10 protein-coding genes are annotated in these 11,167 nt (G+C 56.1%); 7 read left to right on the forward strand and 3 right to left on the reverse strand.

The window, feature by feature from the left end; genetic code table 11:
• Window positions 1-546 precede the first annotated feature (546 nt).
• From QEN43_RS08445 to QEN43_RS08460, 4 genes are read left to right on the forward strand one after another with little or no spacing between them, the layout of a single operon-like run.
• A complete protein-coding gene (locus tag QEN43_RS08445; protein ID WP_051332020.1) occupies window positions 547-1,305 on the forward strand; it encodes a DUF1538 domain-containing protein in 759 nt (252 codons plus the stop codon).
• Window positions 1,302-2,084: a DUF1538 domain-containing protein gene (locus QEN43_RS08450; RefSeq protein ID WP_026611849.1), complete on the forward strand. Its 783-nt coding sequence runs from the start codon at window positions 1,302-1,304 to the stop codon at window positions 2,082-2,084. The genes QEN43_RS08445 and QEN43_RS08450 overlap by 4 nt, the downstream gene beginning before the upstream one ends.
• A gap of 12 nt (window positions 2,085-2,096) precedes the next feature.
• On the forward strand, window positions 2,097-2,447 hold the full coding sequence (locus QEN43_RS08455) for a P-II family nitrogen regulator (RefSeq protein ID WP_026611848.1): 351 nt from the start codon (window positions 2,097-2,099) through the stop codon (window positions 2,445-2,447).
• Window positions 2,447-2,851 (forward strand): CBS domain-containing protein, encoded by a 405-nt coding sequence (locus QEN43_RS08460; protein ID WP_036269267.1) that lies wholly within the window; start codon window positions 2,447-2,449, stop codon window positions 2,849-2,851. The genes QEN43_RS08455 and QEN43_RS08460 overlap by 1 nt, the downstream gene beginning before the upstream one ends.
• A 560-nt stretch (window positions 2,852-3,411) precedes the next feature.
• Here QEN43_RS08460 and QEN43_RS08465 read toward each other — a convergent pair.
• The gene (locus QEN43_RS08465; RefSeq protein ID WP_084162354.1) at window positions 3,412-5,034 is read right to left on the reverse strand and encodes a DHA2 family efflux MFS transporter permease subunit; all 1,623 of its coding nucleotides are present in this window, start codon (window positions 5,032-5,034) and stop codon (window positions 3,412-3,414) included.
• A 328-nt stretch (window positions 5,035-5,362) separates the two neighbouring features.
• Here QEN43_RS08465 and QEN43_RS08470 point away from each other — a divergent pair, with 328 nt between their 5' ends.
• Complete coding sequence (locus tag QEN43_RS08470) at window positions 5,363-6,064, forward strand: class I SAM-dependent methyltransferase (protein WP_026611845.1); 702 nt, start codon at window positions 5,363-5,365, stop codon at window positions 6,062-6,064.
• Window positions 6,065-6,067: 3 nt separating this feature from the next.
• On the opposite strand, the gene QEN43_RS08475 is transcribed toward QEN43_RS08470, so the two are convergent.
• Together QEN43_RS08475 and QEN43_RS08480 are read right to left on the reverse strand one after the other, a co-directional pair.
• Window positions 6,068-7,039 (reverse strand): polyprenyl synthetase family protein, encoded by a 972-nt coding sequence (locus tag QEN43_RS08475; protein ID WP_162144355.1) that lies wholly within the window; start codon window positions 7,037-7,039, stop codon window positions 6,068-6,070.
• A gap of 105 nt (window positions 7,040-7,144) precedes the next feature.
• Window positions 7,145-7,786: a hypothetical protein gene (locus QEN43_RS08480; RefSeq protein WP_202901190.1), complete on the reverse strand. Its 642-nt coding sequence runs from the start codon at window positions 7,784-7,786 to the stop codon at window positions 7,145-7,147.
• Between the two features lie 298 nt (window positions 7,787-8,084).
• Here QEN43_RS08480 and QEN43_RS08485 point away from each other — a divergent pair, with 298 nt between their 5' ends.
• Both QEN43_RS08485 and rpoE read left to right on the forward strand, forming a co-directional pair.
• Window positions 8,085-9,698, forward strand: coding sequence for a lytic transglycosylase domain-containing protein (locus QEN43_RS08485; protein WP_162144354.1), 1,614 nt, complete (start codon window positions 8,085-8,087; stop codon window positions 9,696-9,698).
• Window positions 9,699-10,379: 681 nt separating this feature from the next.
• Complete coding sequence (rpoE, locus tag QEN43_RS08490) at window positions 10,380-10,955, forward strand: RNA polymerase sigma factor RpoE (protein ID WP_036269266.1); 576 nt, start codon at window positions 10,380-10,382, stop codon at window positions 10,953-10,955.
• Window positions 10,956-11,167 lie beyond the last annotated feature (212 nt).

An 11,167-nucleotide genomic window follows, 5' to 3' on the forward strand; every position in this document is an offset into this window, starting at 1 on the left:
GACGTGCCGATGCTGCGAACTCGTTCCAGCCAAAAGCTAGAGAAACGGAAAACTGTATGGACGGTCAAGTCCGGCGTGAGTCTCGAGACTTCCCCGACCTGTAGCCCCTGTGATGACATCTCCCCGGCTCCCGTCGATACATCGGACGGACACCCCCGTCCCGGTCGTTCGGGCGCATTTTCATTTCACGCGTAGGGACAACGCCCCCACACCGCAAACGCCAATCAAGAAAAACTCTAAACGCGCCGCACCTCAAAAAAACCGGAAGACTTGCCGGGTATAATACCGGTTCAGTGTACCAAGGATGCGACAAGCAACTTGCATATATCGACGTGAATAGCCGATGATTGGATTAACTTGCCCGGATGCTCCATTTTTTGCTCAGGCTGATCATCCCGCCCTCGTTCATCGCAACTCAGGAGAAGCGATCTTCCAAATGCTGTGTGGGCAATACTCTCAGGGTCGGGTCTGCTTCTTCATCTGGGCGCTGAAATGCCGGGTCACGCCTCCGCAACTTCAATGTCGAGCAAGATTCAAGATGTACTTATGCGGTTAAAGTTTCCTTTCATCGAGCGGCTCTTACATAACCGTTTTTTTCGGCAAATGCTCGCCAGCGCACTGGATCTGGTGCCTGTCATATCCGTTACCTTATTCTTTCAGATCCTGGTCATTCAGCAGCCTATTCCCGAAGCCGGACGGTTTGTTGCCGGGATTTTGTTGGTCGTCGCGGGTCTAACTTTTTTTATCCAAGGTTTGAAGTTCGGACTATTCCCGCTCGGTGAAAGCATGGCCCATGCTTTTGTACGCAAGGGCAGCCCGTTCTGGATACTGGCGTTCGCTTTCGCCTTAGGCTTCGGCGCCACCATAGCGGAACCGGCTCTCATGGCGGTTGCCGACGAAGCGGCTCGAATCGCCTCGGACGGTGGAGCGATCGAACCTACGCCAGAAGCGCGCAAATCGTATGCGCTCGGTCTTCGCCTAACCATCGCCGTAGCGGTGGGCTGCGCTCTCATCATCAGCACGATCCGAATTATCCGGGGCTGGCCGCTTCCTTACGTGATCATCGCGGGCTACTTTGGTGTGGCCATCATGACGATTTTCGCGCCACCGGAAATCATTGGCGTCGCCTATGATTCCGGGGGTGTCACGACCTCCACGATTACCGTACCTTTGGTAACCGCGCTCGGAGTGGGACTCTCGTCCTCTATCCCCGGCCGCAATCCCGTGAGCGACGGTTTCGGGTTGATCGCTCTGTCCGCCTTGATGCCAATGATCTTCGTGATGGGATACGGGATAGTCAGATGAACGAATGGCTTAATGAATTCAGAACTATCCTGGTCGACACTCTGCAATCTGTACTCCCGATCATTGGGATACTGTTGCTTTTCCAATTTCTCGTCGTGCGAAGACCCATCTCGCATCCGAGGCAGATTTTCGTCGGCTTTTTTTATGTACTGCTGGGAATCACACTATTCGTTTTGGGACTGAAAACAGCGCTGTTCCCTATCGGCGAGCTGATGGCGCAGCAACTCACGGAGCCGAGTTTTCTCGGCATCGACCACGATCCGAACCGCGTCCATTGGTACAGCTATATCTGGGTCTATCTGTTTGCCGGCGGTATCGGGTTTGCCGCGGCCATGGCCGAACCCACTCTCACCGCCGTTGCCATGAAGGCCTCGGAGGTTTCGGCCGGAACCATCAGAGCCTTGCCGTTCCGTGTTGCGGTCGCTCTGGGCGTCGGCTGTGGACTCGCGCTCGGCACGTTCCGGATCGTCACGGGTGCTCCATTGTACGCTTACATCCTCCCGGGGTACGTGCTCGTGGCGATTCAAACCGCTTTCGCCCCCAAAATCATCGCTGGGCTCGCCTACGATTCCGGCAACGTCGCCTCATCGACGGTAACGGTGCCCATCGTTACCGCTCTGGGGCTGGGCCTGGCCGCAGCCGTTCCCGGCCGCAATCCCTTGCTGGACGGCTTCGGTCTGATTGCGTTCACTTGCTTGATCCCTATAATTTACGTGCTTGGTTACGCTCAAATCGCCGTTTGGTGGGCACAGCGCGATCAAGCCACTGACATTGAGTGAAGGTAACCTCATATGCGCTTCAAATTGATCGTCGCCTTCGTGGAAGACGACAAGACCGATCTGATACTCAAAACCGCACGCGCACACGGCGCCACCGGCGCCACCGTGATCGCCAACGCTCGAGGAGAAGGACTCAAACGAGCAAAGACATTCTTTGGACTGAGTCTTGAAAGTCAGAGAGACGTGTTATTGTTCCTGGTCGAGGAACACCTTACCCGGCCTATCCTGGAAGCCATCGGTCGAGCCGGCAAGTTCGACGAGGCGCCGGGTACCGGTATCGCGCTTCAGATCGACGTGGAGGACGCCGTGGGCGTCACCCATCAGATAAAACAGTTGACCCCCATCGTCGAGGAGGAACTCTGATGGACAAGAAGCCCATTATCCGGGTCCGGGATGTGATGAAAACGGATTTCGGAACGATCGATGGCATAGCCACCGTCGCCGAAGCCCTGAAAAAGATGAAGGCGTTGAAGACCTCGGTGCTGGTGGTCAACAAACGGCACGACGACGATGAATACGGCTTGGTCACCGCGGGCGATATCGCTCGACACGTTTTGGCAAAAGACCGGGCGCCGGACCGGGTCAACGTCTACGAAATCATGAGCAAGCCGGTGATTTCGGTGCACCCTGACATGGACATCCGCTACTGTTCGCGGTTGTTCGCGAACCATAATCTGGTGCGCGCCCCGGTACTGGACGGGCGCAATGTCGTGGGCATGATAAGCCCCAATACGCTCGTACTGGACGGGCTCTACCAGCTCGTATAACGAACGTTTCTTTTTCCTCCCCTACACAATCGAGATCGCCGTGCGGGGCTGAGTCACGACCGTGCTTTTCCGATACGAGGACGGAAAGTTATCCACTGTCAAGACTTGACAGGATTCCGAGCAGGATATTCGCGGATACTGGCCTGTCGAAAAATGAGTGATTCCTGGTTTCTCAACAAGCCGATAGCACTGAAATCAAACACTTATCGTTGGATACCCACCCGGCGAAAGCGCCTGAGCAAAACTTGGCCAGACGAACGTAACGCCTGGAAAACTTTGGATACCTCAGGTTTTATCCCAATATTTATCCACAGACTTGTCCAAGGATTCTGTGGATAGGCGGTCCCGTTTCGTAACGGGTCGAGTGACGACATGTTCAGGCCACAAAAACGTTTTGGGCTTAGGTTCGCTAGATAAAGCCAACGGTTTTTCCCGGCCTACAAGCCGATAGACCGGTAGTAGGCCGAAACATGCCCTTCGACTCGGCTCAAGCCAGGCTTGTCGAACGTTCTCCTGAGATTGTGGAAAGGTGGAAAGGAATCTATCTGTTCGGAGCACCCTTAATGTCCTCCGCCAGCCCCTTGGTCCGTCGATACTTTATTGACCAGAGGCATCAGCACTAGGGATGCGAAAAAGATAACCGCCAGCAGCCGGAACAAATCGTTGGCGGCCATGACCTCGGCTTCTCGTACCACCCAGCCGAAAAACTGCTTGAGCGCCGCTTTTTCATTGTCCTGCAAGGGAAACCCGGCCATTTGCGCCTGTAGATTGGCGATCAAGGTTTCGGCTTCGTGCGAACCAGCCGTGACGGATTCCCGTAATGCCGCGTAATGTTCTTTGATATAACGAATTTTCAGGGAACTGGCGACGGCGATACCGATCGCCCCGCCCAAGTTGCGCATCAAATTGAACAGCCCGCTGGCATTCTTCACCGCCTCCGGCGGCAGGGTACCGAGGGCTAGGCCGCTGATCGGCAAGAAACAGAACATCAGAGCGAAACCTTCTACGGCTTGCGGCCAGAAAAATTCCCAATAGCCGGATTCGGCGGTCAAACTGCCGTTCATCCAGGCGCCAGTTCCGTAGAGCGCCAGTCCGCTGGCCAGCATCAAGCGCGAATCCAATACTTTGGCCAAAGGACCGGCAACAAAGGCGGACACCAGTTGAAACAGTCCCGTCACCATGATGTATTGACCGATCTGCAGACTGTTGAGCCCCTTGACTCCGGCTAGGTACACCGGGATCAGATAAATCATGGTGTAAAGCCCTAGCCCCAGGATAAAGCTGAATGTGCAGCCGACAGCGAAATTGCGGTTGCAAAAGGCACGCAGATCGACGATTGGATGGTCAATCGTGAGTTCCCGGTAGAACATGGCGATGCTGCTGACTGCAGCCAAACCCGCGAAAAACACAATCTCGCCGCTTTCGAACCAATCTTTCCTGGCCCCTTCTTCGAGCACGAATTGCAGGCTGCCAAGGAAAACGACGATGTACAGAATGCCGCGGAAGTCGATCCGGTTCAGCAGATCCCATTCTGGCTCATCGATCCGCAGGAACAGCCAGGTCGTTAGGCAGACCAGCACCCCGGGAAGAAGATTGATCAGAAACAGTGCCTTCCAGGAAACCGTTTCGGTGAGATAGCCGCCGAACACCGGGCCGGCGGTAGGCGCGACGGTAACCACCAGTCCTACAAGTATCGTGATCGCCGGCTGCAGGCGCGGCGGAAACAAGGTATAGATCACTGCGAAAATCGAGGGGATCATGGCCCCGCCGAACAATCCCTGTAAAGCACGGAACACCACCATCGAGGGCAGGTTCCAGGCGAGCGCACAGAGAAAGCTCATCAACGTAAAACCGCCGCAGGCGAGGACGAACAAATAACGGGTCGACAACGCCCGTCCCAGCCATCCGGACAAGGGGATGATCACCACCTCCGCAATCAGATAGGCGGTTTGCACCCAGCCGATCTCGTCCCGTGTCGCCGAAAGGCCCGCCTGAATCTGTTCCAAGGAACTCGCGACGATCTGAATATCGAGGACGGCCATGAAAACGCCGAAGATCATGCCGGTAAAGCCTATCCATTCCGACCGACCAAGTGCGTTTTCCCGGTTCTCTGGGCTCTCGAGTTCCGGCACTTCCGCGGCACCGGTGTCGAGACGGAGATTTTCTGTTGTACTTGCCGCCATGGTTTGCTACCGAGTTCTGTTCTCGGTCGCTGTGGTCGAATCGAGCATCAACGCGCCAATTCGGCCGGGAACGAAAACAAGCGGGGATGTTCGATTAAATATGAAGCGAATGATCACAGCTGCCGTAATCTAAACTAAACGGTTCAGTTTAGGATAAGCGGGAACTTTTTGATGCGCAAACAGTTCGTCCCGGTGCCGAGCGTAGCACTCCACTCCCAAGCGAGGTTTGTTTCGAAACCCGAGCGGCGAATCTCTTCTTTTCCGAAAACGCGCGTGTTAGCCTCGGCTTCGAGAACGATTGCGCTTGGTGGCTTAAGGAGTCGGTCGCATGGATACCCACCCCGGAACAGTCTTGGCTCATCGGTTTTTCGCCGGCACCGGCGCTAGCTACGACACTGTCGTAAAGCTTTTTACCCTGGGTTGCGATGTTTGGTGGAAAAAAAGAATCGTGGACGCGATCCCCAAAGACGCTTCGTACATCGTCGACCAAGCCTGCGGGACCGGCATTCTGACGTTCAAGATCGCTCGCCGTTTTCCCTCGTGCCGGGTGACAGGCGTGGAACTGCGGGACGAATACCTGAATATCGCCAAGGAAAAAGCCCGTGCGTTGAGACTCAAAAATGTGGACTTTTTGCTCGGGAAAGCCGAAGACGTCCGCGTCGACGGCCCCGTCGACTGCATTACCTCCTCATATCTCGCCAAATACGCAGAGCTTCGAAGTTTGATCCGAAACGCCAAAGCCATGCTCCGCCCCGGGGGCCTGCTCGTGATGCACGACTTCGCCTGTCCCAAAGATCCCTGGTTCGCCCGCTTCTGGGCGTTTTACCTCCAAATCCTGCAAACTGTGGGACCAAAGTTCTTCCCGGAATGGAAAACGGTTTTCGACGAACTGCCCTGCTTTCTCAGACAGACCACGTGGCTGACGGAACTTCCAGAAGTCTTACAGGAAAACGGCTTTTCTCCCGTGCGCACGGAAACGCTGACCTGTGGCGCTTCGGCATTGGTGACAGCGACGAAATCCGCGGATTGACGCTCAAGCTTCGTTAAACATCGCGATAAGCTCCCTCGGAGCCTCGTGAATCATTGCTCTCTCGCGGGGACCGGCCACAAGTCCAGCAACTTCAAGGCGTGCCAGTTTAAGACGCCTTTCTAACTCCTGCGCCATGCGCCGCCGCATCTCCGCTAAACACTTCGACAAAGCCGGCGACAGCACCGAACGTTCTACCGCCAGTAGCGGCGCGATCGCCGATTGCGGATTCGCGCCGAAGCGAACCAGTGCCGGCGCGAGAGCAGCCAAATCGCCGGCGCAGACGGTGCCGTTCGACAAATGATGTTCGATTTCCTGCAGGTCGTCCGCGATCTGGTAAGCTTCGCCGATCAATAGACCGTAACGATGGAACGCCTTTCTGACATCCGCGCTAGCACCCGCGGCGATGGCTCCCAACTCGCAGGCGACCCCAAAAAGCACACCGGTCTTGAGGTCGACGATCGCATCGTAAAGTGTGTCGGACAGGGCCTCGGCACCGAGGCGGCGATTCAGCTCCGACGCATCGATAGGCTCCTGGAATGCGCCCTTGGCGATTCGAGCGATGGCGCGCGATACTGCCAAGCCGTCATCCGCGCTCAGATCGCTCATCATCTCGATGGCGGACGCAAAGATGACATCTCCCAGGAGCACTGCCCGCCGTGCGCCCGTTATAGTCCACGCAGCGGGTTTGCCCCGCCGGGTCCGGTCCTGATCCACGAAATCGTCATGGATCAACGTGGCCCCGTGAATCATTTCCACCGCCACGGATCTCTGAATCGCGGATGACAGGTCCCCTCCGAGGCTTTCGTTCACCAGACACACCAAGGAACCTCGGATCAGTTTTCCATCCTGAAACAGGCTCCGAAAGGTCTCATCAGGAGGAACGTGCAGGTCCTGAAAAAGTTCTCGCAAGGTCCGATCGACGGCTTGACTCAGAATCGGCTTGCGCCTTGAGCAATACTCCTTGAATCCATTCACGCCGGGCATCCTTTTCAGAATTGGGGAACACCGTTCAAAAGACTCTATGAACTTGGATCGGACCCGAGGCACGATTCGCCCCGTATCGAAAAAAGAAGAACGGCTTTAACCCAATAGGCGAAACAGCAAGAGTCCTGTGCCCAATGCGATCACTCCGAGACTGATGCTCTTCAAGATCGTCTCGAAACGCAGCATCTGGTCCCACTCGGCCCCTGTCAGATCCGGACCGCGCCGCTTGAGCTCCTTGTAGGGACGCGACGCCTTGATCTCGACGAGGCTGAACAAAGCCATGGCCAAACCCATGAGAAGCGCGGCGATGGAGACGGTGTTGGTTTGCATCACATAGCCCGCCAAAACCGGCAAAAATCCCCAGGAAAACGCGAACCACCCGTCGGTATGATAGCGCCCGTCAAACCATTCCAGGTTGTAGGCGAAAACGAAGAATCCCTCGACCAGCGCAATAACAACCAGATTCGGCACGAAACGCACAATATAGTAGGCCCCAATCAGATAGGCCGCTGCCAGCGCGCCCCCCGCCATAAGCCACAGAGAACGCTTACCGAATGCATTGCCCCAAGGTTGATCCGACTTGCTTCCCAACGCGTCCAAGGCATGGGCACCAATGCCTAGCCCCAGAAAATAAATGACGGCAATGGCTGCCACGCGGTCCCAGTGGACATCGACGGCCAGCATGGATCCGATCACCGAATAGGACATGACCATCGCGGTGTAGGGGAGGAAAAGCAAGCCTATCGCCCTCCGGAATTTCGGAGATCCGTACTGAGGAACGAACCATTCTGACCCCCTGTCCGGCTTCGCTGAATGATCAGGCGTCAAGGTGCATCCTCCTCTTGGTTCGGGTGGATGATAGCCGTTCGGCGCTGGTATCCGAAAGGTGCCGCTTGAACCGCTTGCCGCGAGCCGGTTACGGAGAGATACTTACTTCAGGGGCAGTTCACCATCTTCCTTAGACCCCAACAAAACGGCACAGACGTCCCTTTCGTCGTGCGCGCACGACTATTTCCAACGGATGGAGATCGATCGCATGAAACCGGGAATCACATTTTGTACTTGGATGACATTCGCCGTCCTGGCGGTGTTTTTTGCCGGGTCCGCCGACGCAGATAACGTTCCCTTAGGTTATCGTTATCCGGATGAAGCGCCGAAACAGGTTGACTCCCCGTTTGCCGAACCGCCGGGTTTGCAGGATGCGGTGCAATTCTGGCGTCAGGTCTTCGGGGTGTGGCGTCTGAATCAATTTGCGCTCCACGACAATGTTCATTTGGGAGTCGTTTACGACGTCATCAAGCTTCCGGACGTCGACGGCAACGGTTTGACGCCGGAGCAAAAATCGTCCGTGGAATGGTACGTCAATGCGCTCAAGGATGAGCTTCAGGAGTTGGAGGAGCGAGTGCGCTTCGGCGCTCCGTTGAGCGATTCCCAGCAGCGGCTGTTTGATCTTCTGGTTGCCCATGCCGGCGAAGGCGCGATTTATGGAGCGAGCCAGCGGGTGCGCAGCCAGCGCGGTCTCCGGGAGCGTTTTCTAAGGGGACTCGAAATCAGCGGCCGTTATGACCGCCTATTCCGCCGGATATTCCGCGAGGCCCATCTGCCCGAAGACCTCGCTTTACTTCCCCACGTCGAATCATCCTTCGTGAACCATGCCCAGTCGACTGCTGGAGCCGTCGGCATGTGGCAGTTCATGCGCTCGACGGCCCGCCGATGCCTGCATCTGAGCCGGGCTGTCGACGAACGTTTTGACCCGGTGTTCGCCGCACGTGGCGCCGCTCGCTACCTCGCTCACGCCTATGACGTACTCGGCGACTGGGGCTTGGCCATCACCTCGTACAATCACGGCATAGGCGGTATGGTACGGGCGAGCCGGGAATTCGGCCCGGATCTCGGCCGAATCGTCCGTTATTATCAGGGACCGGCTTTCGGTTTCGCGTCGCGGAATTTTTATGCCGAATTCCTCGCCGTACGGTCGATCATCCAGAACTTGCCGGACTATTTTCCGGAAGGCGTGTCCTTCGAACCGCCACTCAGACACGATCTCCTCCGTCTGACCCGCCCCGTGTCTGTCACCCATCTGGCCACAGCTCACGGGGTGGAACGGGACACGTTGGCCGCGCTCAACCCGGCGTGGACAACGACTGCGATCAAAGGTCACACTTTGCTTCCCGCGGGCATTGACGTTTGGCTACCGCGCGGGACCTTAGCAAGCGCCTCGGGATTCTCAGATTATGGGGAACCGGTTCTGATGGCCGGCGGTGACCTACTGCCAGACCAGACGCCACAAGCGAGCGAGACCGATGGACGCATCATCACGGCCGGGTTGAGTGATTTCACGGAAGAGTCGGTGAGCGTACGACCACGTTTGCTGGTCGCCCCGGCACCAGTGCCACCCTCGGATATCGTAAGAACGTCCGCGCACAGAAAAACCGCGGCAAAAACAGCCAATTCCGGACTGAAAGCAAAATCCAAACAGTCGCCGAAACAAGCAATTCGAATACACACCGTTCGCCGGGGCGAATCGCCGCGTGTGATCGCTGCAAAGTACGGCGTTGGACTCCGTAAACTGCTGACGATCAATGCCATCACCAAGCGAACGGTGCTCCGCCCAGGGCAAAAGCTCCGGATTCCGCTCAGTTCCAGCTGACGGTCACACCGCTCGACGGTTTTCTCTGGTAACTCACGATGAAAGGAATCAGAGACCGCTCCACCCTTTGGCCTCGACGACCGCTTACTCAGCTCGTCAATGGACAAGCGCCTCGGGAGCTTCGTTCGCGACAGGCGCTTCCTCCCGAGGCGGAGCGCTCGTCGAGCCGATGGGTCGAACGCCAATCGATAAAACGATAACCGTAACGTTGGATTTATCGTTCAGGCCTGCAAATGCCCTCCTCCCTTTTACGGGCCTCCATCCAGGTCGGTACACGCCCGGCCTGGGCTTACACAGCTTGTCGCCGCGTCGGAGCATCCCTGTCCCGGATTAACCTCGCCTATCTATAAGATTGGATTAATAATCCGTAGATTTCCGTGCGAAGTCTTACGACTTTTGGGCGCCGCACTGTACCGGTTTAATTAGACCATAAATCAATTCTTATTAATGTCGGAACACCGAACGGCTGGTGTAAGTCGCTGATAACAACAAGATGCTCTCCTTTGTATGAGCTTTTGTCGTGCGGCTGCATTCGTATGGCTCGAAGAACAAAAAAACAATAACGATGCAAATCGACGGAACTGCGTAATAGGATGGTTTCTTGGACAGACTGGATGTAATGAACTCGCTGCCCGAAGCCGTTATGGGATCTGACACGATTTTTACAAGGAGGATCTTATTATGGCTACAGTTCGTGTCGACGATCAGGAATTGGTGCACAGAGTTCAACAGGGCGACCGAAGCGCTTTTGATCGGCTGGTGCACAAATATCAGGGCAAGCTCCTGCAACTGATAGGCCGCTACATCAAAGACCCTCACGAATCCTGGGATGTCGCCCAGGAAGCCTTCGTCAAGGCTTACCTCGCGTTGCCGAGGTTTCGCGGAGACAGCGCCTTTTATACCTGGCTCTACAGGATAGCCATCAACACCGCCAAGAATCACCTGGCGATGCGCTTACGTCGTCCGTCGGAGGACGAACTCGATGTCGAAGAAGCCGAGCAGTTCGAGTCTGCCGTCCGATTGAAAGATCAGGAGACGCCGGAAGGGTTGGCTTTGACCGATGAACTCGCCGTGACTATTCAACAGGCGCTCGAGAAACTTCCGGGCGAGCTCAGGACTGCCATTCAATTACGAGAATTCGACGGTCTGAGCTATGACGAAATCGCCCAGGTCATGCAGTGTCCGGTCGGCACGGTCCGCTCGCGGATCTTCCGTGCGCGAGAATTCCTCGACAAGCAAATCGAATACCTGCATTGAGGTCCTACGCGATCCAGCAGGGATAATAGCGGAAAACCCCTTAGCCTTGCTGGCCAAAAGCCAAGGAGTGCCGCCCGCTTAGGTTAGCAACGGGGAAAAACAGAAGGAGTGCCGCACCGACGTCGAGAGGGAATCGTGATGACCGGATCCAAACATCCATTGTTTCGGCAATATCCTTTGCCTCCCTGGGTGATCCGACACCGGCATCCGGT

The organism is Methylocaldum szegediense (assembly GCF_949769195.1).
Lineage (GTDB): Bacteria > Pseudomonadota > Gammaproteobacteria > Methylococcales > Methylococcaceae > Methylocaldum > Methylocaldum szegediense.

Excerpts from the sequence above, each read along its gene's own strand:
- QEN43_RS08445 (WP_051332020.1), top strand. The coding sequence starts at position 547 with ATGCGGTTAAAGTTTCCTTTCATCGAGCGGCTCTTACATAACCGTTTT.
- QEN43_RS08450 (WP_026611849.1), top strand. The coding sequence starts at position 1,302 with ATGAACGAATGGCTTAATGAATTCAGAACTATCCTGGTCGACACTCTG.
- QEN43_RS08455 (WP_026611848.1), top strand. The coding sequence starts at position 2,097 with ATGCGCTTCAAATTGATCGTCGCCTTCGTGGAAGACGACAAGACCGAT.
- QEN43_RS08460 (WP_036269267.1), top strand. The coding sequence starts at position 2,447 with ATGGACAAGAAGCCCATTATCCGGGTCCGGGATGTGATGAAAACGGAT.
- QEN43_RS08465 (WP_084162354.1), bottom strand. The coding sequence starts at position 5,034 with ATGGCGGCAAGTACAACAGAAAATCTCCGTCTCGACACCGGTGCCGCG.
- QEN43_RS08470 (WP_026611845.1), top strand. The coding sequence starts at position 5,363 with ATGGATACCCACCCCGGAACAGTCTTGGCTCATCGGTTTTTCGCCGGC.
- QEN43_RS08485 (WP_162144354.1), top strand. The coding sequence starts at position 8,085 with ATGAAACCGGGAATCACATTTTGTACTTGGATGACATTCGCCGTCCTG.
- rpoE (WP_036269266.1), top strand. The coding sequence starts at position 10,380 with ATGGCTACAGTTCGTGTCGACGATCAGGAATTGGTGCACAGAGTTCAA.